Below are 23734 nucleotides of genomic sequence, written 5' to 3'. Positions count from 1 at the left end.
TAGAAAATGGAACCTAAAATATCAGAGAAAGCATGGAACCCAGAATTAGAAAAAGGAATTCTAAAACAATGGGATGAAGAAAAAATTTATGATTTCACACCACAAGATGACAATTTTACAATAGATACGCCTCCTCCATATCCATCAGGTAGGCCTTGGCATATTGGTGCTGCAGCACATTATTCACAGATTGATATGATTGCAAGAACTGCAAGAATGGCAGGTAAAAACGTCTATTTCCCTATAGGAATTGACAGGAATGGACTTCCAGTAGAACTCTACACAGAGAAAAAACACAAAATTAGAATGAGAGAAACAGAAAGAGGGGAATTTCTGAATCTATGCAGAGAAGCACTAGATGATTTAGAAGCAGAAATGATTCTCATTATGAAAAGTTTGGGCCTTAGTGGAGATTTTGCAAATTACTATAGAACAGATTCAGAAGAATATAGAACACTTACTCAATCAACATTCATTGATTTATGGAAAAAAGGACAAGTGTATCTTGCAAACAGACCAAACAATTACGATTGGGTATCAGGTACAACAATAGCAGATGCAGAAATAATTTATGAAGATTTATCTACAAAACTAGTTTACATGAAATTTAAAATTAAAGATACAGATAAAGAAATAATCATTGCAAGTACAAGACCAGAATTACTATGTGCATGTAGAACCATCATTGTAAATCCTGAAGATGAAAGATATACACAATACATTGGAAAGAAAATAATTGTTCCAATTACTAATGCAGAGGTAGAATTAAGAGTACATCATTCTGCTCAACAAGAATTTGGTTCAGGCGCCGTAATGGTGTGTAGTTACGGTGATCAAAACGATGTTGCATTATTTAGAGAATTAGAATTAGAAGAGATTGTTGCAATAGGATTAGATGGGAGAATGACTGAAGTTGCAGGTGAATATACAGGATTAAAACCAAAACAAGCAAGAACAAAAATCATAGAAGATTTGGAAACCAAAGGATTTCTAGAAAAAACTGAAGATATTGTTCACAGAACACCAGTATCAGAGAGAAGTAAAACGCCAATTGAGATTATTCCAATGGAGGAATATTATCTAAAACAAAAAGAAGCAGTTCCAAAAATCAAGAGTTTAGGAGAAGAAATAGAATTTCATCCACCAATGCATAAGCAAATTCTGATGAATTGGCTGGAATCCATCAATATTGACTGGCCAATTTCAAGACGAAGATACTATGGTACTGAAATCCCAATATGGTACTGTAAAAAATGCTCAGAACCTCATGTTCCTGAGCCTGGAAAATACTATAAACCCTGGAATGAAAAATGCCCAATCAGTAATTGTACGAAGTGTGATTCCACAGAATTTGTTGGGGAAGAACGAACATTTGACACATGGATGGATTCTAGTGTATCTCCACTTTTCATTAGTAAATTTAACAGAGATGAGGAATTTTTCAAAAAAGTATACCCTGCATCAATTAGACCTCAAGCAAAAGATATTGTTAGAACGTGGTTGTACTATACACTTCTTAGATGTGAGCAGCTAACAGGGAAAAAACCATGGTCTGAAGCTTGGATCATGGGTTATGGACTAGATGAAAAAGGAATGAAGATGAGTAAAAGTAAAGGAAATGCAATAGATCCTCTACCTGTAATTGAAAAGTTAGGTGCAGATACTTTTAGATTTTGGAGTGCAAGTGAAATTAATCATGGATATGATTTTAGATGTAATGAGCAAAAAATTGAATCAACAAAAAAATTTCTTAGTAAATTATGGAATGTGTCAAGATTTTTGTCTAGTTTCCCAGTAATTAAATCAGGAAAGCCTTCTGCATCAGATAAATGGATTTTATCAGAGCTAGACAAGTTAGTTAAAGAATGTAAAAGGGGATATAAAGAATACAACTTTTTCATTCCAGCAATTGCAATTAGAGAATTTACTTGGAATGTATTTGCTGCTCACTATATTGAAATGGTAAAAGCAAGAGCTTATGGAATTGAATTTTCAGATGAAGAAAGAGATGGTGCAATATTTACACTGCATAAAACATTATCAACAATTTTAAAATTATTAGCACCAATTACTCCATTTATTACAGAACATCTTTGGAAAGAACTGTATTCAAAAGATAGCATTCACAAACAAAAACATGTTGAACCTGAAAATGTTGAAGAGCAAAGTAATGTTACAAAAGAAATTTCAGAATTCAACTCCAAAGTATGGAATGAGAAAAAATCTCAAAACCTATCATTAAAAGATTCAATTAAAATTGAAATTCCAGAATCTTTAGAACCATTCAAGAAAGATTTGAAATCCATGCATAATTTGTTGGATTGAGCCTGTCTTAATGTAAAATCAAATGGTCCTCGAGGTGACTTGCCAAATTAGTCCAAGTCCCTTACAATTTTAGGCATGAGTCCACGGGGATTCACCTACCATTTTGGGGATGAAAATGGACGCAGATAGGCATGAAAAAGTCTAATCTTCATTTTCTAATCATCTCAAAATAATTTTAACATCAAGATGAAAATTAGCGTAAAAGGAAAAAATATCTATGCTATTGTTTTGCCGATGCAGATGCTTCTGGTGGAGAATTGACTGGATCAACAGTAATCACAACTGTATCAACACTGGAACGTTCATTGTCATCAAAGACTTTGAGTTCAAAAGTTAGGATTTTAATTTCATTGTTATTTACAATTGGACTAGTAAATGACGGATTCACACTAGAAGCAGAAGATAGTTTTACTGATTCACCAGATAGTTGTGTCCACTTGAATGAAAGTTGCTGATCTTCAGGATCATGACTATTACTTCCATCTAATGAAACTTTTACATTTTCGTTAACTATCTTATCAGAACCAGCATCAGATACAATATCAGCACTGTAGACATTTTTAACTAACACATTTACGTTATCAGAAGCAGAATAAGTTCCATCAGTTACAGTGCAAGTAAAGGTCAGTGTAGAATCACGTACGACATTTGGAATTTTTACCATGGTTTGAGGTTCAACATTTTGCTCTATTACTGCCTTTGAAGTAGTACTCCAGGTATATCCTAGTCTAGTGCCATCAGGATCAGTTCCAGTACATGTTAAACTAGCAACAGTATTTTCATCTACGATAATATCAGCACCTGCATTAACTTTTGGAGAACTATTTTTAGGAGATACAAAGATTACAACTGAATCTGAGTGAGTTAGTCCTTGCGGATCAGTAACGGTTAGTTCAAAGGCCAATCGTTTAGAAGATGTTGGGGCAACTTCAGGTGCAGTAAATGATAATTTCAAATTAGATTTGTCAAAAGATACAGTATCTCCAAAAATTTGTCTCCATTCTGTTTTTAGAGAATCACTGTTCAAATCAATTGCTGTACCCATAATTGCAACATCATCCCCTCCATGAACTCGTTTATCAGGACCAGCATATGCACGTGGAGGACTATTTAGAGTACTTACAGTAATTTTTACATCATCAGTATCAGAATTTCCTTTAACATCAGTTACTTTAAGCTCAAACACTAGTGGCTCAGATAGAGATTGAATTGTTGGAGAAATAAAGTATGCAGAAGGTTGAGTTTTTTCATAAATTACAGTTGGAATGCCAGATTTTTGAGACCAGATAAATCTAATGTTGTCATTATCTGCATCAGTGCCTGTACCAACTAAATTCACAAATGTTCTCTGAGGAATATTTTGATCTTTTCCAGCATCAGCTATTGGAGCATGGTTTGATGGAATCACTTTGACTAGAGCCATGTCATTTGCATACCCATTACCTTGAGAATATCCAGTAACATGAAACGACAACAGTTCTTCATAGTCACCTATATCAGGTGCTGTAAATTCAATGTGATCTCCATGAAATGAACTAAGTGTAACAGGAGTTCCAATAAACTGAATCCAAAGATAATTAATTGGTTGATCATTTAATGTATGTCCAGTAACATCAAGACTTACAGTTTGACCTTCAGTAACTATTTGGATAGGTCCTGCTTCAATGGATATGGCCTTGTTGTTAATTTGACTAGAATACAATATTACATTTACAGTGTCACTTGCAACTCCTCCAAATCCATCATCAACAGTAATTCTAAATGTCAATGGTTCATTTTGTGAAAAATCAAAATAAACAGGCTGAAGTGTAAGATGTTTTTTTGTAATAGAAGATGAACCTACTTGTTGTCCTGAAACTTGTTCCCATTTGTAAGTTAGTGCATCCCCATCTTTATCTGTAATTTGAGGAATAATGCTGATTGCATTAATAGATTTAATTGCAAAGATATCAGGTCCAGCATCTACAACAGGTATATTATTTACAGAATTTACAATAATTTCTACAACATCAGAATTACTTTCACCTTGAGGATCAGTAACCAATAATTCAAAAGTGAGAACCTTGATTTCACCATTTTTGACATCAGGAGCCATAAATGTTGGCTCAAGATCAGTTGAGGAGGATAATTTTACAGGATCACCATAAATCTGAGTCCACTGGAAAGTAAGTTCTCCTGCATCAGAATCATATCCTTCGCCAATCAAAGTCACCAGTTTATTTTCAACAACATCAACTGATTCAATTTCTGCAAAAGATGATTCAGATATTTGGATATTAGTAGTATAGATAATGATGCCATTATGAAAAGTAATGATTGGGATTTCACGGTTATCACTTCTCGCAATTTCTCGACTATTAAGCATTCTATTCTTTGAACATAGACCATATCAAATATTTAGCCTCGATCCTCATTATGATCAACATATGAACTAGGCATGTAAGAAACACCCAAGAGTGAATTAACAAAAAATAATAAAGAAAGTGTTTATCTGAAGTGAATTAAATAGAAATTCTATTAATTATTTAGAAACAATGATCCCCAACCACGTTCAATTAACACATTTACTGAATCTATTTTTACGCAGGATGGTTTCTTTGTAATAAGTTTGTAAATCAGAACAGAGTCATTTTTACAATCAACGTGTGATTTTGGAATTCCTTTTTCTACTTGTTTTGCAGGTGGAAAATAATCCACAGGAATTTCAGCCTTTACTTTAGCAATTTTAAAAAGATTTAACTCATCTGCTCTTTCTAGAATTTTTTGGATTCTATCTTTATCTTTGTAATTCCATAGTGGATCTTTGTATAATGTAATACAGTCATCAGCCAATTGTCTAGGTTTTAGAATTTTGAATGTTTCCATACTAGTAATTTTATAATTATCATACCATGTTTCACATTGAATTAAATTTTTGACACGTAATTCGTATAGTCGTTTATTTTTAATTTCAGTGTCACCTACAATTTGACTTGCTGCAAGATTTCCACAAAGTCTTTTGCCTACAATTTTTTCTGCTTCTGTGATAGAGGGGTTATCTTGAATTAATTTTTTACAATCTTTTGCATCGTTAATGATAGTATCATAAGTGTCAGATTTAGATGTGCTTTGAGCATGTGCAGGAATGAGCAATCCCATTACTGCTACAAATAGTATGACATATTGAAGATGCACTACATTCTGGATCAGATAATAGAAGATAAAGCATTCTCATCAATGATCCAAACTTTTTACTTTCAAACCTAGAAGGATTTCAATCTAAACACATCAACATGTCTATAACTTCAAACCTTGACATCTGATGCATTATTAGATTTAGACTTTGCAAAAATTGCAATGATAATTATTGCAACAATGAGAATCAATGCCATAATTATTCCATATTCAGGTACGGTCTCTTCTTCCATGTTTTCATTTAACACATCACTTGAAACTGTAAAGTGTATCTGAGTTTTATCTTCTAAATCCTCATGACTTGCTTCAACAGTATATTTCCCCTCAGCAAAGCTAGGAGGAGTAGGAGTTATCATGTATTTGAATTTGCCCTCTGCATCAATTGTAACATTTGGTTGATAAACAATTTTCCCTGATGGATCATATACTACAAGTTTAATTGGATGAAATAATTGAATATCCCCCACATCTATAGTTCCCATAATTAGTAATCTATCAGTTGGACCTATTGTTGAATCATAAGATGAAAGAGAAATTTCTGCAAATGTCAAAGTGCCAAAGCCCAACATGAAAACCATAGAGGTAGTTAAAACAACAAAACCATATTTTAAAGTCAATTAAACATATCCTGACACGAAATACTTTTGAACATTACAGTTGACATTACGATGCATTTTTTGTTATTTGTATTAATACTTTAATTGAGTGATTTGAGAAATTCCCATCACATAGTTTCAAATCGTAGAAGATTTAGATTTTTGTTAAAGACACTCGAGCTGACTTTTGAGATTAGTTCAAGACTCTTACAATTTTTAGGGGAATTTGTTTCTAAATTTGGATAATCATAATAAGATTATGAAGTGTTAGAAAATAAAAAAAGAAAGCGTGCTTATCTTAAGCTACGCAGAGTTCGATTACTGTGTGTATCGCTATCGTTCCTGAATTTGTGATTGAGCCGCCACATAGGTTCATTATCTGACCCCAGTTTGTGATCGTGTTACTATTAGAAAACAATCCTTGATTTAGGATTGTATCGAAGTTCATAACTGGACCACTGTTGGTAAATGTGCCAGATGTCATGATTGTGCCGCTGTTAACCAAGTTCAATGAGTTGGTAAATGTGCCGCTGCTAATCAATACGCCATCAGTACCTATTTTGATAGCACCAGATGATGTGATTACACCAGTGCTAGTCAAGTGACCGTTATTTTGGATTACACCTGTTGGACCGTTAGTGATTGTTCCAGATGATGTTAGTTCACCAAAATTATTGAATGGACCACTATTTGTAACAGTACCACCGATGCTATCAATAACACCGTTATTGGTAAATGCACCAGATGTTGTTATAACACCGCCACTTGCGATGTTAATTTGTCCGTTATTTTGGATTACACCGCTGCTAGTTACTGTTCCAATGTCAAAGTTGACATTTGATGCAATTACTAGTGTGTCAGTTGGGCCAATTACAAGAGTTGCAACTACACATGTGGAAGTAACAGAGTTCCATGTTCCACCTACTGCTGGAGCTTCACAGGATATTTTATCATTGACTGTGGAAACTAATGCTGCTGCATCTTGAGCATAAAAAGCAACCATAGAAATCAATACTGCTAATACAGGAAGTATTAGGATTTGTTTAGTTCGTGTCATGTGTGTTCTAATGAGTATATTGTATTAAGCCGCGCTGACGTGAATGTGTGTTTAATGAACAAATGTAATAGTATAGTAGACGAATCTGTCAGTATTGTAAACCAGGCATCAAATAATTTTTGAAATCACTTTTGCAAAGTCCATGCCATTTTCAGTTAAAGAAACATGGATTTTATTGTCAATTACAGTAGATTTGACAAGGCCTTTTTTCTCCATCCAGACAAGATGTTTTGCAAGTCTTGCATAGTTTAGTTTTGTATCAAGTGCTAGCTGAGTTTTTCCGCCTGATGCATTTTCAGTCATGAATTTTACTATACGCATCAGAGTTTTCATGCTTGGATCAAAGGTAGGTGCAATAGATTTAGTTTTGATAATTTCTACCACTTTGGGATTGACGGCTTTGACCAATTACAAAACTTGATTAAAAAACAAAATTAATGTTGTTATCTATATTTCAATAAACAGGCATAAAGTCTATAGTTTTAAAGATATTTTGCTTTTGGCACTAATTACAACTATGCTCATAATTGAAACAACCAAAATCATCATCGCAATTGTTCCAAATTCAGGAACTACAATGAGTTCAAGATCTCCTCCATGAGGTACTGTTAGAGGAGCATCTGTTCCAATTCCTTGTAGTGTGATCTTAATCTTTACGTTATCGTTACTAGGCAATTCTTCTGTAAGATGATCACGAATACCTCTTTGATGGTTAATCATGATCTTGTCCAAAATAACTTGATCATTTTGAGTAACTAGAATATCATAGTTTACATCGATTAACTCTTGCCCATTTTCATCAGTAAATCTCAAATTAATTGTCATATGTTCTCTCTTTACAGGTTCTGAAGATGTAACAAATATCCAAGTAGAACCGTCATCTGAAAGAGTTTGTGTTTTTATCATTGAACCCAAATGATTTGGGCCAAGGCTAAGAGGTGATGGAATTGTTATTTCTGAAGCATAAACATTTGAACTGAAACTAGATAGAATAAACAATGAAGCAATTACAATAGAAAACCCATAAATGAAATTCATTTTCTTTTCATATATTTTAGATTTTATTGACAATGCATTATCTTATGTTATCAAGTATTAAGCGACGCTGACATGAATGTAGGTTTGAAGTACATAATTGGAAATAACATGGACAAAATTGTCAATGATAATAAAAGAATATTTTGTATTTTTATAAATGGGTTAAAATCCCATGTCTGAAAATTAAATTTTTCCTTGTATTCTTTCAAGAATAGTAAACAATGGCAATGCATCCCATTGATGAATATTAACATCTAATGAATCGGAACAAACTTTTGAATAATCTTCAAAGTATTTTTTTGCTTTTTCTTCTGTTGCCTCAAAGATAATCATACTAGTTTTATTGTCATCAAATCTTCCCGACCACATAAAATCACCTTTTCCACTCCATTGTCCATTTAATTCCTCAACCATAGGTTTGACAATATCTAATTCGTTTACAGAATCATTATTTTTTCTAGTACTGATAATCACCCACAATTTTCGTTCGTTAATTACATCTGGAATAAGTGGCACAGTTCACCATAATCATATCCCTATTAAAATTATTTTTTTCCAATTCAATTTACCAACATTTCTAGAAGAATAGTTTAGACCGTCAAAGGGTCTTTGTGTTTTAGTTTAAGACTCTTGGTTTGAATCCTTAGAGGCCTGAACCTTTCTTGGAGATAATTTATGATTCAATTTAGTCCGTCAAAGGAATTAGTGTTTTAGTTCAATTTTCTCGTAATCTAGAATAATTTTCAAAAATTTTAGAATAAAATAAAATGTGACTGATTATACTTGTAAAATACCATTTGTGATCAAATACTGAATTCCTTGAATGAATGCAGTATCATCTATTTGACCATCTGCCCACCAACCAGCATTATTCTTAATCCAAGATGGGATTTCATTTCCAGATGTCTCACCAGATTCTGTTTGAGGAATATCCATTATTTCCTCAGTTATCAAATACTGAATTCCTTGAATGAATGCAGTATCATCTATTTGACCATCTGCCCACCAACCAGCATTATTCTTAATCCAAGATGGGATTTCAGGTTCTGGAGAAAAAGGATTGAGTGCATCCGTGCCAATTATATCAATAAAAGAATCACCACTAAAAAATGGAATTACAAGAGTTCTAGATTCTGATGTAGAATCTATTTCTGCATAATCTGTTTCAAAACCATCAACTAAAATAAAAAATTCATCATCTAATGTGTCAAATTTTGCATCCAATAGTGATCTTGGAATTGTAATCTCAACAGTTCCATCAGAAGAAGTATCCATTGTAAGAATTAATTCAACAAAATCAGGATCCAAGAAAATTGTATCAAGAATTCCATTTTCAATATTATAATCTATATCAAATGAATCAACAGAAACGGTTCCAACATCCCCATATGAGAATGGAACCGATGTGAAAAGAATGAAAATAAATAGAAAACTCAAAAGATATGATGAATTTTTATAGTTCATCTTTAGTTCCCAGTGATATCTAGATCTTCTGCTAATTCTACAGAAAATTCATTTTCTGTTGTGTCATCTGTTGTGTCATCTGTTGTTGAAACAGTTTTTGTTAATGTACCAGTTCCATTAAGAAACCACATACCAGAAATTTTACTTTGAGGATTCAAAATTGAAACTTGAGTTGAATCAGTAATTTCACCTATAGGAGAATCTGCATTTAATGAAATTTTGAGCGTAGAATAAACTTTCTCAACCACAGCATCTTCTAAAAATGCTAAAACCACCAGAGAATCCTTTGAGCCGGAATCACCTGATGAAGTTGTTCGAGCTTTTCCAAATCCACAGTTGAAAGGTATACCATCCACTAGAATATCACATTTCTCTAATTCCAATTTTAGATTAGATTTGCTTTTGTCAAAAGTATTGAAAATTATAAAACCCTCAAGAGTAGATGATTGAGTTTTATTATGAATTCCAGAAAGGGTTACTGAATCAAATCTTAATTCGTATGTTTCAAATAAATTTAAAGTGGAAATTTTATCACCTAAGTAATCACCATTATTGATTTTATCAAGAATTTTTTGAGTTCTAGAATCTAATTTTTCTTGTTTTTCTAATAATTTTTTACGAATTTGATCAGATTTTTTAGCAATTTTATCTTCTACTTTTGCAGTTTTATCAGAAAATTTTTCAACATCCCCTGTAAAACTAGATTCAATTTTATTTTGATATTTTAATTTGATTTCTTTTAATTTTTCTTCATATTTGTTTATTTTTTTAGATAATTTCTCTTCAAGTTTTTTTCTATCAGAATCTAATTTTGCTTTCTTGTCGTCTAATTTTTGTTTTCTCTCATCATCTTTTTTGATTTCTTTTTCTTGTTTATCTTCTAATTTTTGCTTTCGCTCATCAGCTTTTTTGATTTCTTTTTCTTGTTTATCCAACTGTTTTTGATTTGCCTTTGAGTTTTCTTGATTAATAGGAATATCTTCTTCTGCAAATGAATTTTCAATTGAAAATAATCCAAAAGAACTACCAATCAAAATTGAGGCTAAAATTCCAAAGAAAATAAAATTTTTGTTCATTTAACAGCTCGACTAAACTATAGTTAAAAAGAATTGCTCAGCATTCATCTTATACGAATTAATTTTTTGATGTGTTCACAAGATTAATGAAATATTTGTGTAATGCCGTATCTTCAGTTAATTCAGGATGAAAAGCAGTACCAATCACATTTCCTTTTTTGACTGCAACTATTCGTTCATTAAATTTTGATAAAACTTCTACATCAGATCCTACTTCAGATACAGATGGTGCTCTGATGAATACTCCATTAAACTTTGGAATGTTGATGGAATCCATGGAGATATTAGATTCAAAAGATTCTTTTTGTCTTCCAAATGAATTTCTCTCCAATTTAATATCTAAAATATCTAAAAGTGGTTGATCAGTTTTACCAACTATTCGATCTTTTGCAGTATTTGATAACATAATCATTCCTGCACAAATTCCTAGAACAGGCATGCCGCTTTGAATTTTTTCTTTCATCACCTTTAGAGAGCCATTCACCAGAGATAAGTGACCAATTGTAGTACTTTCTCCACCAGGAATAATCAAACCATCCAATTGAGAAATGTCTTCAGGGGTTCTAACATCAACAACATTTCCATCTAGTCCTAATTCATCAATTGCAGATCTAGCTGACAAAATATTTTCTTGAACATCTCCTTGAATGGATAATACACCTACAGTAAGACTCATGCTGAGCCACCACGATCTTGCATACGTAATTCTAAAGTGTTAACATCTAATCCTATCATAGATTGTCTTTCATCAATCATTTTCTGTGCTTCTTTAACTTTATCTGATTCATTCCAAAAAGTAGTAGCTAAAACTATTGCTCTTGCTCTTTCTTTTGCATCATCTGAATTAAAGATTCCAGAACCAACAAAGATACCATCACAGCCTAAAGACATCAAATATGCAGCATCAGCAGGTGTTGCGATTCCACCTGCAGCAAAATTAACAACAGGTAACCTTCCAAGTTTTGCAGTTTGTTCAACAATATCATAAGAGACTTTGAATTCTCTTGACATTCTAACTAATTCTTGATTATCTCCAGAATCATAAATGGATTTAATGGTTCTCAACTCATCATTTACTTTTTTAATATGCTTGATAGCTTCTGCAACATTTCCAGTTCCAGGTTCTCCTTTTGTTCTAATCATAGATGCACCCTCTTCAATTCGTCTTAGAGCTTCTGCCAAAGATCTTGCACCATTAACAACTGGAGTAGTAAAGTCCCATTTCCAAATATGTCGAAGTTCATCTGCAGGTGTTAAAACTTCAGATTCATCAATCATATCTACATCAGTTTCTTGTAAAACTAACGCCTCATTGACATGACCAATTCTACATTTAGCCATCACAGGGATTGTAACAGAATCCATAATTTCTTCAATTATTCTAATACTTGCAGTTCGTGCAACACCACCAGCTTTTCTAACTTCAGATGGTAGTTTATCTAATACCATAACAGAGACAGCCCCAGCTTCTTCAGCAATTTGAGCTTGTTCTACATTTGTAACATCCATTACAACTCCATTTTTGAGCATGTGAGCGAACCCACGTTTAACAGTGGAAGAACCGCGTAGAGTATCAATTGAATTTATTTTGTCTGAAACTATTCCTTTAGCATCAAGTCGTTCACCAGATAAGGGAAGCATGTGTTAATTTTTCCTAAAGACTATTTGTATCTATTCACTAAATTCAGACATAATCAAATCTAATTCAGATTCAACCATAGTAATAATTGGTGGAATAAAATCTTCAGTTACATTTTGTTGTGGCCAATGAATTTGATTAACACGACCGTTTAGTGTAACTTTAACATTTGATTTTTGGTATTCAGTTGCATCTTCCATTATCTTAAAAGATTCAGAAGGAATTGAAATAAAACCAGTTTCTTTAATGAGTGCTTTAATTTTGTTAAGTTTGTTTTCGTCTAGTTTTGAGCTAACATCAGGTCTTAGATACCCTTGTTCAGTTACCGAATATTTTATGTCACCATTATTTTTGATATAAAGAATTTCAGTTTTTTGTGCACCAACACGCTCTGTTACACCATAAGAGATTTTTTTTAACTGATGTTTAGTATATTCAATTTCAACATTATCTGTATAATTAGCAGCTGATGTAGGAATTTCATTTTTGAGTAATAACGGAGTAGAAAGCAAAAGAGCAACAATAACTGGAATTGCACCCAATACAATGTAAATTGGTTTTACCATTTCACTGCAAATACCGCCAATTTGCAAATAAATCTTAGTAATGGTTAAAATTCAAGCAAAATATTTCGGTTCTTGTGGGTTCGTAGCCTAGCCTGGTAGGGCGATGGTCTCCAAAACCATCGATCGTCGGTTCAAATCCGATCGGGCCCACTTTGAAAAATTCTATTGATTGTTTCTCAATACATTTAGTGCAGATCCGGACTTGAACCATTCAATTTGTGATTTATTGTATGAATGGTTTAGAAGAATTTCATCTTTCTCTCCAGTAAGATGAGAAATGACACATCGTACTTGTTTATCCGGAGCTAATTCATTTAGTTCAAGTAAACTAATTTTATCGTCTTCTAGAATTTTTTCGTAATCTTCTGGATTACTAAATGTCAATGCCAAGATGCCTTGTTTTTTTAGATTTGTTTCATGGATTCTTGCTAAACTTTTTGTGATAACTGCTGCACATCCCAAGAAGCGAGGAGTCATTGCGGCATGTTCTCTACTACTTCCTTCACCATAATTATTATCAGCAACAATCACCCATCTCATCTGTTTTTCTTTGTATTGTCTAGCAATTTGTGAAAATGATTCTTGATTATTATTTAGAACATTTTTACCCTGTCCAACTTGATCATTGAAAGCATTAACTGCACCCAAAAGCATGTTATCACTAAGATTATCCAAATGTCCTCGTAAAGAAAGCCAAGCTCCTGCAGGGGAAATATGATCAGTAGTGCATTTACCTTTAGCCTTTACCATAATTGGAATGTTTTCAAAATCTTTACCATCCCATTTTGAAAATGGCTCTAAACGCTGTAATCTTTTACTATTAGGATCAATGATGACTTCAATATCATTAGAATTACTAGGAGGTGCAATGAAAATTCCTTCAGGCCTCATAAAACCTTCTTCAGGAACTTCTGGTGCAGGTTTAGGTGGTTCTAGTTTGAACTTTGTTCCATCAGATGCAATAAGATCATCCTTTAAGGGATTAAATGAAAGTCTACCACCTAATGCTAAAGCAATAATCATTTCAGGACTACCAATAAAATTCAGAGTATTTCTCTTACCATCATTTCGTCCTGGGAAATTTCTGTTAAATGTTGTAACAATAGTATTTTGTTGATCTTTTTCAAGTTCGGGTCTATTCCATTGACCAATACATGGACCACATGCATTTGCTAAAACAGTTGCACCTATGTCCAATAGAGAATTCATTTGTCCATCTCTTTCTATAGTACCGCGAATTTGTTCAGAACCAGGAGTTACCAATAGAGGGATTTTTGCTTTGACGCCTTTAGCTTTAGCTTGCTCAGCTAAACTTGCAGCTCGAGACATATCCTCGTAAGAAGAATTTGTACAACTACCAATTAATGCAACAGAGATTGAATCAGTATAATCATTAGATTTTACATCATCAGATAATTCAGAAATGGTTCTTGCCAAATCAGGAGTATGAGGACCAACAATGTGAGGTTCTAATGTTGAAAGATTGATTTCAATAACTCTATCAAAGAATTTTTCGGGATTTGATTCTATTTCAGGATCTGCAATAAGAGATTCTTTGTTTTGATTTGCTAGTTGAGCAATATCTTCTCTGTTCGTATATTTGAGATATGTTTCCATTCTTTCATCATAGGGGAATACAGAACAAGTAGCACCAATTTCAGCTCCCATATTAGTAATAGTGGCTTTGCCTGTACAACTGATAGATTTTGTTCCAGGTCCAAAATATTCTACGATTGCGTTTGTACCTCCAGAGACGGTCAACTCCTCTGCAACTTTTAAAATAATATCTTTTGGAGCAGTCCATCCAGTAAGTTCTCCAGTTAATTTTACACCAATTTTTTTAGGATAGAGTAATTCCCAAGGCAAGCCAGCCATGGTCTCTGCTGCATCTAATCCGCCAACACCGATTGCAATCATTCCAAGACCTCCTGCATTTGGAGTATGAGAATCAGTACCAATCATCAATCCACCAGGGAATGCATAATTTTCAAGAACTACTTGATGAATAATTCCCGCACCAGGTTTCCAAAAACCACATCCATATTTTGCAGATGCAGATTGTAAAAATTTAAAAACTTCACTATTTTCATCAAGGGAAACTTTCATGTCAATATCACCTTGAACTTCGGCTCTAATGAGATGGTCACAATGCACAGTTGTTGGTAATGTGGTTTGTTTTAATCCAGCTTGCATAAATTGAAGCATTACCATTTGGCCTGTAACATCTTGTAATGCAACTCTATCAGGTTTTAAAAAGACATAGTCTTTTCCACCTGTGAAAACAGTATCATCAATTTCATTTAGATGTCCAGATAAAATTTTTTCAGAAAGTGTTAATGATCTTCCAACTAGATTTCTATATTTTACAATATTATTTTTTAATTTCAAATAAACATTAGAAACAAGTTCTTCAGTAGTGTCAGTTTCCACAAAACATGATAAATTAATCCCAAATTTAATATTTACAATTGAAAAGTTCAAAAAATTCTTTCAATAGGCATACAAATTCTCAACAATTATAAGCCAAATACTGCTTTTTAATACAGTGCGGAGTAGTAGTAAATTTTCTAAATTGAGGTATAATTATGGTCAATAAAGGATTCCCAAAATTCGGTATGTCACAAGCAGGGGCATTTGTTGCAGCTCTCAAAAATTACAATTTACCTGATTTTATTTTAGTTTTGATTGCAAAAGAATGCAAATCAGAATTGCTTGAAAGAGGAAGAATAGATGATAGATTACAAAGTATGAATGATGATGCTTTAGAATTATTACACAAAGTTTTTGTTGGATGTGAAGAAGATTCTGCAGGAAAATATGCTCAATACAGATTCTTTGCATATGTTTCAAGTATGTATCATAAATGTGAGGTCATAGTTAACGATACCATTCCAGGTGCTTCAGGTAAAAATCACAAAGTTCCTATTGCAGTAAAAAACAATGGAATGTACATTGCAGTTGCATTTAACAAAGCAAAAGGAAATCCAGTAAACAAAAAAGAAACATCCAGATTTTATGAGATGGTAGATGATATCAAAAAAGGAGATCACGGTACCATGTTAACTGATGGAATTTATGGTTCTTCAATAGGCTTTAGAGCAGATGCTCTTGTAGAACTTGAAACATTAAGTAAATCAAGAAATAATGATCCAGAAAACAAATTAGATTTTAAAACTGCAAATTTTGAAAATAACATTTACTCAGTAACAAAATGTTAATTGTAAATATTTTTATTTTAAATTAAATTGAGAAGTATCCATTGCTAAAAACATCGGCTTACCATCAGTTTTTTTAAAATCTTCACCATACTGTTCAAATTCTAACTGTTCAAAAAGATGTTTGGTCCACACATCATGTACATCCTGAATGAATTTTTTATGTCCAGTAATTCTTAGCATTTCATGAAGTAGTTCATGTGAGACAATAGTGCAATTTTTTTCTGCAAGGAATAAAGTATCATCAGATTCTTTTGGAGATTGCCAAAATGCCATTCCAAAATTTTCGGCATGATATCCATCACAAGTACAATCAGTCCACCAAGGTTTGAAATGAGTTAGATAGAAATGGTAAATGTCATCTCCTCGTTGATGATGATCTCGTACTAACGTATGTGTATCAAGTCGTTGAAGAATGCTTCTAGGAGATGTGATCATTTCATCACATTGAATTTCAAAATCTTGATCAAATTTTTCTTTTAACCAATGCTGAAAAAATTTGCTCATTTTTTTAACATATTCAAATTCAAATTGTCGTTTTTCACGATCTTCCTCAGGCACCACAAAAATGAAATGCAGAATCATAATAAGAAAAAAAGGTGTTTATGTTTGACCTTCAATACCCATCAAGGTAAGAGTTGAACGAATCTTTTCAATTTTCCTGATTTTCCAGGTTATTGTTTCTCTAAGTTTTTCGACAGTGTCAGATTCGATCTTGGCCAAAATATCATATGCACCAAAAGTTCCATGAACTTCTTTTACACCTTCTAAGCCCTTTAGTTGCTTGATAATAGCTTCTTCAGAACCTAGTTCACAGTTTATTAAAACATAAGCTGTTGCCATACAGAAATTAGATAAATCGACTATATCAATAAAGCGATTTTTGTTAGGTTTGAGACATCTTTACAATTGCATCCCAGATAGGTTTGGGTACTGGCATAACAGATAATCTTGAAATTCTAATTAACTCCCAATCTTTGAATTTTTTCTCTTTTTTCATTTCATCAAGGGTTACTGGACGTTTCAATGTTTTTTTATATTTCACATCAACTACAATGAATCGCTCTACATCTTCTTTAGGATTTGAATAGGGTTTTGAAGTAACTTGCATAATTCCAACGGCTTGTCTTTCATCTCCTGTATGATAAAAAAATACTAAATCACCTGATTTCATTTCCCGCATGTGCTTTAATGCCAAATTATTATGAACGCCATCCCATACGGTTGTTTTTTCTTTTTTGAGTTGTTCAAAATTATATCCTCTTGGTCCACTAGGCTCTTGTTTTGCCAACCAGTAATTCACCATTTCATTTTATCATATTTTATCGGTGTTTAATGGTTTTTGAAAAAAGATATGTTCCCCGGTTCTGACTCGCACAAACTCATTGGTCATAGCCATACGCCTCCTCGCGTTCTGAAACCGGGGTTGCCCATAATGTAGCACGCCTGGGTGAATTAGAAATCACTGGTATCATTACGATCGACTCATCCTAATCCGTCTGCATGCTTGCTCTTGGGCGATTAATTATAGAATTACTCCTACTAAAAACCATTGAAGGAATAATGTCAAAAAGTATTTTGAATAAATTAATTTTAATTTTTAAGAATAGAGTCAGTCAATGAAATCTCAAATCCCACTACAGGTACGCGTATTTTATAATTTTCAATAATCTTTGAATCAATTTTTCCAACAATTCCAATTGGAATGTTATTTAGAAGAACAGATGCACAATGACCTTCTTCAAATGTAGGATTAGTTGCAGTCTTTGTTTCTATTTTAATTCCAAATCCAATGTTTAATGCAGATTGTATTATTGATTTTATTTCGGTGAAATTTGCATCTTTATGAGCACTAATTCCAGAAAAATTGATTTTTTCAGATATAGGGTTTTCAGTTGCAAACACTGTTCCAGTTTCAAACATTTTTTGAGGATAAGACTCGTGAATATTCCTTGAAAGATTTTCTAATAATCCTGGAAGTACTGAGTCCCGTAAAATAGTATGTTCTCGACTTTTTGAATCAAGTACTGAGAGAAGTTTGGTTGAATCCCTGTTGGTCATTTCATATAGCACACGCTTACTAGTCAAACTAGAATTCAATGCTTCAAGATATCCAAGTCCAATCATAGTTTGATCTAGTGATTTAAGTTTCAATGAAACTGAATTTGTTTGTCCAATAGTTTGAGAAGGAGATATTGTAGGTTCAAGATTTTGAATTCCATATCCTAAAGCAACTTCTTCTACCAAATCCATAGGACCAAAAATATCAAATCTATATGCAGGTATTGTGCAAATAATATTTGTTCCTTTAGATGATGCATCCAATCTAGATTTTTTCAAGGATGAAATAATTTTTGAAGATGTAAGATTCAAACCTAAAATTTGATTAATCAATGAAGAATTGACAGTTATTTTTCTATATTCTAATTTTGGTGAAGAATTTTTAGCGCCAGCGATTTTTACTGATTCTAAGGTAAACCCAGCACTTTGTAAAACAGTGGCTACCACTGATAACATATCTTCAGCATCGTCTTTATTGAGACCAGTTACCTCTACAAAGAGATTTTTTGTTTTAGTAGTGACAGTTGTAACTGAAGCGTTGATGATTGGAGGAAATGATACCATATTTTGTTTTGCATCTAAAATGATAGGAACTTGTGGAGACTGTCCAAGTAAAGAACCATAATCTTTTCCAACATCAACAGTATCAAGTATTTCTGAAATACTCAATTCTTTTTCAGAATTTAGTGGAATGAATTTGTGACTTCGATTAGTTGTAGTGTAAACTAATGGAAATGAGATTTTATCTAAATCATGTATTCCTATAGAAGACTTTTTTCTTTTTCTTCCAATTCCAAAATGAAGATCTTCTTGCATCGTCATTAATTGTTTAATTGTTTTATCGTCAATTTTTCCATTTTTTGCAATAATTCCAGTTACAAATGGTCTAATTCTTGAGACAGTAGATTTAACAGAAATTGGATACTTGTTTGATTTTTTTACATTTAGTTTAATTGGACCAGTCTTAATCCCAAGCAATCCTTGCAAACCAAGTGCAATTCCAAAATCAGTTGAATAATCAGGTCTATTTGGACTATATTCAACCCTTACAAGATCTTTATCTTCGGATTCAATATCCAATCCAAGAAAAGGTAAAGAATCAGAAATTTGTTTTTTTGATACTTTTCCAATTAATTTTTGGAGACGCGAATAAGATAATTCAACTACTGGCATTTTTTAGCACTCCTTAACCATCCAAGATTATTGTTGTAAAACTCTCTTACATCATCTAGATCATATTTTAGCATTGCAATTCTTTCAATCCCACCTCCCCAAGCTAAAACAGGTTGTGTAATTCCAAGTGGTTTAGTTACTTCAGGTCTAAAAATACCCATTCCAAATAACTCAATCCATTTCCCCAATTTTTCATTGTAAACCATAGTCTGAAGTGATGGTTCAGTATATGGGAAAAATGTTGGCCAAAATTTTATCTTAGTTATTCCAATTCGTTTGTAAAACTCTCGTTGAATTCCCATTAAATTTTTCAAGGATGCATCTTTTCCGACAACAACTCCTTCTATTTGATTAAATTCTACAAGGTGTTTGTAACTAACTTTTTCATTTCTAAATACACGTCCTAAAGAGAAAATTCGTGCCTCATCAGGCTTATTTTCAGCTAAATGTTTGATAGTTACACAAGTAGTGTGAGTTCTAAGAACCATTTTTCTTGCTTCGTTAATGTCCCATTGATATCTCCAATTCTTTTTGTGGGATTCAGAAACTTTTTTAATTTGTTCAGACGTTCCAATTTTTTTAGCATTTATTCTATCAAGATAAAATGTGTCTTGTAATTCTCTAGCCGGATGATCTTGTGGAGTAAAAAGAGCATCAAAATTCCAAAAGCTTGATTGGGTCATGTTCCCTAAAATTTCAGAAAAACCAAGTGTAACAAATATTTCACGAATTTCATCAATTGTGTCTTTTAGTGGATGAGTTCTTGCAACAAAAACTTCTGGAACATTAGCTTCAACATCAATTGCATCTGAAGAATCAGATAATTCTATTTTCATCGCTGTGTCAGTTAGAGAAATTTCTTTTGTCTTTTTAGGAGTATCAATAATAAAATCAGGACGTTTCAATAATGATGCTAAATCATTTTCATCAACAAGACTTTTAGGAATTTGTTTGGTTCCAATTTGTTTGAGAGTTTTTTCTCCTGGAAGTTCATCTGCAGAAACAAAAATCGATGAAATTTGATCAGTTGTTATTTCAATCCAGTTATTTTTTTTACATAATCCCATAGCTGGTCCAAAAATTGTTCCTAATTCTTTTTGTAAATCAGATAATTTTCTAGGGCCATCTTTTAGTAAATCTAACAAACGTCGTTCAGGTAAATTCATCTTCAAAGATTCGATTCCATTTTTACCTAAACTTAGAATACTAACAGAGGATTCATCAACAATAGCTAAATCTTTTAGTTTCAACCATTCAATCCCTCGTCTTATCTGATCTAGTGAAAGTCCTGTAGAATTTTGAAGCATTTCAGGAGATTGTTTTCGATTAGCTCTTAATGAGGTGATAATTTTTTTTTCAATATCATGAAAAACTTGCGACAACAGCAAAGAATCCGAAAAAGACTTTTTAAACCTTAACCTAAGTCAAGATGAATGTCAGCTGATGACTTTATTGTAACACCTTGGCATGTTGAGGGTGAAATTGACTATGATAAACTAATCAAGCAGTTTGGAACTGAAAAAATTTCTTCAGAATTACTCGAGAGAATTAAGAGAATTACAGGCGAGGATCATTTTATGCTCAGAAGAGGTATTTTCTTCTCACATAGAGAACTGAATAGAATTCTTGATGAATATGAGAAAGGAAACAAATTCTTTCTATATACTGGAAGGGGTCCCTCAGGACATACTCACATAGGACATTTGGTACCATGGATGTTTGCAAAATGGTTACAAGAAAAATTTGATGTGAATATGTATTTTCAACTTACCGATGATGAGAAATTTTATTCTAAACCTAATCTTACTTTAGAAGATACAAAAAAATTTGCTTATGAAAATGCATTAGATTTTATCGCATTAGGTTTCAACCCAGAAAAAACAAAGATTATCATCAATACAAGGAATATTCAAACATTATATCCAATTGCAGCTCAGGTAGCAAAAAAAATTAATTTTTCAAATACAAAAGCAACATTTGGTTTTACAAATGAAACAAATCTTGGAATGATATTTTATACATCATTACAATCAGCTCCATGTTTTATTGAAGATAAACCAGTTCTAATTCCATTAGGTGTAGATCAAGATCCTCATTTTAGATTAACAAGAGACATTGCTCCAAAAATTGGAAAACAAAAACCAGCGTTGGTTCACAATATCATGATTCCCAGTTTAGAAGGACCAGGTGGAAAAATGTCAGCGTCAGATGAAAAAGGTACAATCTACACAACTGATTCACCATCAGAAGTAAAAAAGAAAATTAACAAACATGCATTTTCAGGAGGACAACCAGATATTGAACAACATAGAAAACTTGGTGGAAATCCAGATATCGATGTTTCTTATCAATACCTAAGAATATTTTTTGAACCAAATGATGAAAAATTAAAAACAATTTATGAAGATTATAAATCAGGTAAACTACTTTCAGGTGAACTAAAAGCTATTCTGATTGAGAAAATTAATGCATTTCTTGCAATCCATCAAGAAAATAGAGAAAAAGCTAAAAACCGAATAGAACAATTTCTTTTTGAGAATAAATGAAGATCAGTATTACTTGTGATGATGAATATGAGGCACAAAAACTAGCCAGTCTTATTTTCATAAAGGATGGAAAAGAAACTTTTATCACAGGGATTCTAAACATTGTGAAAAATGAACTTGTGATTTCATTAAAAGACAAATCTGCTCATAGTATACTACTCAAAGATGAAGAAACAGTAGAGAATTTTGCAGATTTTATTCAATCAGTATTGGACAAAGAACACATGTTAATTTCAACGAAAATTATTGAACATGTTGTAGAATTAGTCAAAGAGTGATTCTAGAGACCAAATACAGCATATGCAGTTACAATTCCAACAACAACAATTAGAGAGATCCCTAATGCCTTGAAATCACTATTCATAGATTAATTTGAAAATAATTATAATTAAAGTGTTAATAAATTCTCAAAAATGATTTTATAAATTATCTAGGAAAATATTTGCTCTTTTTTGATTTTGGTCTTGAACTGTCTTCAGAACGTTTTTTCGTAGGTTCTCTGATTTGATTACAATTTAAACAAAATACCTTTAATTCTTCTCTAGCAACATCAGGTGCGGAGATATATTTGCCCCATGAGGCAACATCGCCACCACGGCCAGAGTTATCAGAAGTAACATTTTCAGAAATTGGACTAATTCCTAAAGCTCTTTCATCACTAAAACCACAACTAGAACAGACTTTTCCACCTAAAATTTCATATAGTTTTTCTTTTATTGTTTCAAAAAATTTGTCTGAACCACCGGAAAAGAAACTCTCTTGTTTTCTCAAAAATTTATCACTTCGGGGTTTTCTAGATCTGTTATCATCTCTACTAGATTCTCGTCTAGATGAAGTTCGTGAACCTCTATCATCTCTGGAATATCTTGAGCCTCTATCATCTCGTGAAGAACGTGAACCTCTATCATCTCTGGAATATCTATCATTTCCTGAATCATCTGGTTTGTGTTGTCTGAAACAATCACTACAGTAGACTGGTTTGTTACTTCTTGGAACAAATGGAACTGTACATTGATTTCCACAATCAGCACAAGTTACCTCGGTATCTTCTCTATCATTATCTCTTGAACCTCTATCATCTCTGGAATATCTTGAGCCTCTATCATCTCGTGAAGAACGTGAACCTCTATCATCTCTGGAATATCTATCATTTCCTGAATCATCTGGTTTGTGTTGTCTGAAACAATCACTACAGTAGACTGGTTTGTTACTTCTTGGAACAAATGGAACTGTACATTGATTTCCACAATCAGCACAAGTTACCTCGGTATCTTCTCTATCATTATCTCTTGAACCTCTTGTATCTCCAGAATTTCTAAAAGAACGAGATGTATTATTTTCTCGTCTGGAATTTCTTCCATCTGTTTTTCCATCTGAATACTTTGATTTGTATAAGTCCATTAATAGAGAAATTAAGATCAATTGGTTATAGATACTTAGAGCTTTGATTTGTGCCTAGAATAAAAAAATCTCATTAAACTAAAGATTTGTCCATTTCAGTCGACATTATTTCTTGTACTTTAAGGAAATAGAGTTTTGTGGAATATGGCATATCATCTAAATTATTATCAACTACAATCATAAAATATCTTACAGCACGTTTTGAGATATCTAAATTAAATTTCATTGGAAGAACAGGATCTTGATGTACTTTGATTTTATCCTGTAGCCATGGAGGAGCCATATCAATAGTTTCTTTGATAATCTTATCATACCAATATGAAAGATTTTGAGGATGTAATCCCTGTTTGAGATTTGCTACATCAGTATCAATTTTTTTCATCATGTGGTTAATGATTGCCAT

At 32.6% G+C, this 23734-nt stretch carries 23 protein-coding genes, 1 tRNA gene and 1 pseudogene; 5 read left to right on the top strand and 20 right to left on the bottom strand.

Annotated features, from left to right (window positions below):
• Positions 1-6: 6 nt before the first annotated feature.
• Positions 7-2325 carry a valine--tRNA ligase gene (locus ACW9W4_RS03910; protein ID WP_457761187.1) on the top strand — a complete coding sequence of 773 codons (2319 nt, stop codon included), beginning with the start codon at positions 7-9 and terminating at the stop codon, positions 2323-2325.
• 220 nt (positions 2326-2545) lie between these two features.
• On the opposite strand, the gene ACW9W4_RS03905 is transcribed toward ACW9W4_RS03910, so the two are convergent.
• The 12 genes and pseudogenes from ACW9W4_RS03905 to ACW9W4_RS03850 form a co-directional block, all read right to left on the bottom strand.
• Positions 2546-4690: a PKD domain-containing protein gene (locus tag ACW9W4_RS03905; protein WP_457761186.1), complete on the bottom strand. Its 2145-nt coding sequence runs from the start codon at positions 4688-4690 to the stop codon at positions 2546-2548.
• A 152-nt stretch (positions 4691-4842) separates the two neighbouring features.
• Entirely contained in the window at positions 4843-5499 is a 657-nt protein-coding gene (locus ACW9W4_RS03900; protein WP_457761185.1) for a hypothetical protein, read from the bottom strand.
• Positions 5500-5609: 110 nt separating this feature from the next.
• Positions 5610-6116 (bottom strand): PEFG-CTERM sorting domain-containing protein, encoded by a 507-nt coding sequence (locus ACW9W4_RS03895; protein WP_457761184.1) that lies wholly within the window; start codon positions 6114-6116, stop codon positions 5610-5612.
• A 277-nt stretch (positions 6117-6393) separates the two neighbouring features.
• Entirely contained in the window at positions 6394-7152 is a 759-nt protein-coding gene (locus ACW9W4_RS03890; RefSeq protein ID WP_457761183.1) for a transporter, read from the bottom strand.
• Positions 7153-7260: 108 nt separating this feature from the next.
• The gene (locus ACW9W4_RS03885) at positions 7261-7560 is read right to left on the bottom strand and encodes a hypothetical protein (protein WP_457761182.1); all 300 of its coding nucleotides are present in this window, start codon (positions 7558-7560) and stop codon (positions 7261-7263) included.
• Positions 7561-7626: 66 nt separating this feature from the next.
• Positions 7627-8223, bottom strand: a complete 597-nt coding sequence (locus ACW9W4_RS03880) for a PEFG-CTERM sorting domain-containing protein (RefSeq protein WP_457761181.1) — start codon at positions 8221-8223, stop codon at positions 7627-7629.
• A gap of 150 nt (positions 8224-8373) precedes the next feature.
• Positions 8374-8706 (bottom strand): hypothetical protein, encoded by a 333-nt coding sequence (locus ACW9W4_RS03875; RefSeq protein ID WP_457761180.1) that lies wholly within the window; start codon positions 8704-8706, stop codon positions 8374-8376.
• A 261-nt stretch (positions 8707-8967) separates the two neighbouring features.
• Positions 8968-9240, bottom strand: a pseudogene (locus ACW9W4_RS03870) (peptidase); the annotation flags it as partial.
• A gap of 416 nt (positions 9241-9656) precedes the next feature.
• A complete protein-coding gene (locus tag ACW9W4_RS03865; RefSeq protein ID WP_457761179.1) occupies positions 9657-10730 on the bottom strand; it encodes a hypothetical protein in 1074 nt (357 codons plus the stop codon).
• A gap of 58 nt (positions 10731-10788) precedes the next feature.
• Entirely contained in the window at positions 10789-11406 is a 618-nt protein-coding gene (pdxT, locus tag ACW9W4_RS03860) for a pyridoxal 5'-phosphate synthase glutaminase subunit PdxT (protein ID WP_457761178.1), read from the bottom strand.
• Positions 11403-12371, bottom strand: coding sequence for a pyridoxal 5'-phosphate synthase lyase subunit PdxS (gene pdxS / locus ACW9W4_RS03855; protein ID WP_457761177.1), 969 nt, complete (start codon positions 12369-12371; stop codon positions 11403-11405). Before pdxS ends, pdxT begins: the two co-directional genes overlap by 4 nt.
• A 30-nt stretch (positions 12372-12401) precedes the next feature.
• Positions 12402-12935 (bottom strand): hypothetical protein, encoded by a 534-nt coding sequence (locus ACW9W4_RS03850; RefSeq protein ID WP_457761176.1) that lies wholly within the window; start codon positions 12933-12935, stop codon positions 12402-12404.
• A 76-nt stretch (positions 12936-13011) separates the two neighbouring features.
• On the opposite strand from ACW9W4_RS03850, the gene ACW9W4_RS03845 reads away from it, so the two are divergent.
• Positions 13012-13085, top strand: a tRNA-Trp gene (locus ACW9W4_RS03845).
• 12 nt (positions 13086-13097) lie between these two features.
• Here the strand turns inward: ACW9W4_RS03845 and ACW9W4_RS03840 are convergent.
• Positions 13098-15365, bottom strand: coding sequence for an aconitate hydratase (locus ACW9W4_RS03840; RefSeq protein ID WP_457761175.1), 2268 nt, complete (start codon positions 15363-15365; stop codon positions 13098-13100).
• Positions 15366-15520: 155 nt separating this feature from the next.
• Between ACW9W4_RS03840 and ACW9W4_RS03835 the strand changes: the two genes are divergently transcribed.
• Entirely contained in the window at positions 15521-16153 is a 633-nt protein-coding gene (locus ACW9W4_RS03835) for a hypothetical protein (RefSeq protein ID WP_457761174.1), read from the top strand.
• A gap of 12 nt (positions 16154-16165) precedes the next feature.
• On the opposite strand, the gene ACW9W4_RS03830 is transcribed toward ACW9W4_RS03835, so the two are convergent.
• The 5 genes from ACW9W4_RS03830 to pheS form a co-directional block, all read right to left on the bottom strand.
• Complete coding sequence (locus ACW9W4_RS03830) at positions 16166-16735, bottom strand: hypothetical protein (RefSeq protein WP_457761173.1); 570 nt, start codon at positions 16733-16735, stop codon at positions 16166-16168.
• A gap of 18 nt (positions 16736-16753) precedes the next feature.
• Positions 16754-16993 (bottom strand): Lrp/AsnC ligand binding domain-containing protein, encoded by a 240-nt coding sequence (locus ACW9W4_RS03825; protein WP_179362453.1) that lies wholly within the window; start codon positions 16991-16993, stop codon positions 16754-16756.
• Between the two features lie 43 nt (positions 16994-17036).
• Entirely contained in the window at positions 17037-17456 is a 420-nt protein-coding gene (locus ACW9W4_RS03820; RefSeq protein WP_457761172.1) for an EVE domain-containing protein, read from the bottom strand.
• 287 nt (positions 17457-17743) lie between these two features.
• Complete coding sequence (gene pheT / locus ACW9W4_RS03815; protein ID WP_457761171.1) at positions 17744-19384, bottom strand: phenylalanine--tRNA ligase subunit beta; 1641 nt, start codon at positions 19382-19384, stop codon at positions 17744-17746.
• Complete coding sequence (gene pheS, locus ACW9W4_RS03810; RefSeq protein ID WP_457761170.1) at positions 19375-20766, bottom strand: phenylalanine--tRNA ligase subunit alpha; 1392 nt, start codon at positions 20764-20766, stop codon at positions 19375-19377. The genes pheT and pheS overlap by 10 nt, the downstream gene beginning before the upstream one ends.
• A 51-nt stretch (positions 20767-20817) precedes the next feature.
• Between pheS and ACW9W4_RS03805 the strand changes: the two genes are divergently transcribed.
• Positions 20818-21930: a tryptophan--tRNA ligase gene (locus ACW9W4_RS03805; RefSeq protein WP_457761169.1), complete on the top strand. Its 1113-nt coding sequence runs from the start codon at positions 20818-20820 to the stop codon at positions 21928-21930.
• Complete coding sequence (locus tag ACW9W4_RS03800; protein WP_457761168.1) at positions 21927-22208, top strand: hypothetical protein; 282 nt, start codon at positions 21927-21929, stop codon at positions 22206-22208. The genes ACW9W4_RS03805 and ACW9W4_RS03800 overlap by 4 nt, the downstream gene beginning before the upstream one ends.
• 148 nt (positions 22209-22356) lie before the next feature.
• Here the strand turns inward: ACW9W4_RS03800 and ACW9W4_RS03795 are convergent, their stop codons facing one another.
• Both ACW9W4_RS03795 and ACW9W4_RS03790 read right to left on the bottom strand, forming a co-directional pair.
• Entirely contained in the window at positions 22357-23331 is a 975-nt protein-coding gene (locus ACW9W4_RS03795; RefSeq protein ID WP_457761167.1) for a CxxC-x17-CxxC domain-containing protein, read from the bottom strand.
• A gap of 73 nt (positions 23332-23404) precedes the next feature.
• Positions 23405-23734, bottom strand: a complete 330-nt coding sequence (locus ACW9W4_RS03790) for a hypothetical protein (protein WP_457761166.1) — start codon at positions 23732-23734, stop codon at positions 23405-23407.

Source organism: Candidatus Nitrosopumilus sp. bin_7KS (genome assembly GCF_054095835.1).
The sequence above is the reverse complement of the archived record's forward strand: the minus strand, read 5'-3'. Positions and strand labels throughout refer to the sequence as shown.

What these genes read in the sequence shown, in the direction of transcription:
- ACW9W4_RS03910 (WP_457761187.1), top strand. Translation starts at nt 7, where the DNA reads ATGGAACCTAAAATATCAGAGAAAGCATGGAACCCAGAATTAGAAAAA.
- ACW9W4_RS03905 (WP_457761186.1), bottom strand. Translation starts at nt 4,690, where the DNA reads ATGCTTAATAGTCGAGAAATTGCGAGAAGTGATAACCGTGAAATCCCA.
- ACW9W4_RS03890 (WP_457761183.1), bottom strand. Translation starts at nt 7,152, where the DNA reads ATGACACGAACTAAACAAATCCTAATACTTCCTGTATTAGCAGTATTG.
- ACW9W4_RS03865 (WP_457761179.1), bottom strand. Translation starts at nt 10,730, where the DNA reads ATGAACAAAAATTTTATTTTCTTTGGAATTTTAGCCTCAATTTTGATT.
- pdxT (WP_457761178.1), bottom strand. Translation starts at nt 11,406, where the DNA reads ATGAGTCTTACTGTAGGTGTATTATCCATTCAAGGAGATGTTCAAGAA.
- pdxS (WP_457761177.1), bottom strand. Translation starts at nt 12,371, where the DNA reads ATGCTTCCCTTATCTGGTGAACGACTTGATGCTAAAGGAATAGTTTCA.
- ACW9W4_RS03850 (WP_457761176.1), bottom strand. Translation starts at nt 12,935, where the DNA reads ATGGTAAAACCAATTTACATTGTATTGGGTGCAATTCCAGTTATTGTT.
- ACW9W4_RS03835 (WP_457761174.1), top strand. Translation starts at nt 15,521, where the DNA reads ATGGTCAATAAAGGATTCCCAAAATTCGGTATGTCACAAGCAGGGGCA.
- ACW9W4_RS03830 (WP_457761173.1), bottom strand. Translation starts at nt 16,735, where the DNA reads ATGATTCTGCATTTCATTTTTGTGGTGCCTGAGGAAGATCGTGAAAAA.
- ACW9W4_RS03825 (WP_179362453.1), bottom strand. Translation starts at nt 16,993, where the DNA reads ATGGCAACAGCTTATGTTTTAATAAACTGTGAACTAGGTTCTGAAGAA.
- ACW9W4_RS03820 (WP_457761172.1), bottom strand. Translation starts at nt 17,456, where the DNA reads ATGGTGAATTACTGGTTGGCAAAACAAGAGCCTAGTGGACCAAGAGGA.
- pheT (WP_457761171.1), bottom strand. Translation starts at nt 19,384, where the DNA reads ATGCCAGTAGTTGAATTATCTTATTCGCGTCTCCAAAAATTAATTGGA.
- ACW9W4_RS03805 (WP_457761169.1), top strand. Translation starts at nt 20,818, where the DNA reads ATGTCAGCTGATGACTTTATTGTAACACCTTGGCATGTTGAGGGTGAA.
- ACW9W4_RS03800 (WP_457761168.1), top strand. Translation starts at nt 21,927, where the DNA reads ATGAAGATCAGTATTACTTGTGATGATGAATATGAGGCACAAAAACTA.
- ACW9W4_RS03795 (WP_457761167.1), bottom strand. Translation starts at nt 23,331, where the DNA reads ATGGACTTATACAAATCAAAGTATTCAGATGGAAAAACAGATGGAAGA.
- ACW9W4_RS03790 (WP_457761166.1), bottom strand. Translation starts at nt 23,734, where the DNA reads ATGGCAATCATTAACCACATGATGAAAAAAATTGATACTGATGTAGCA.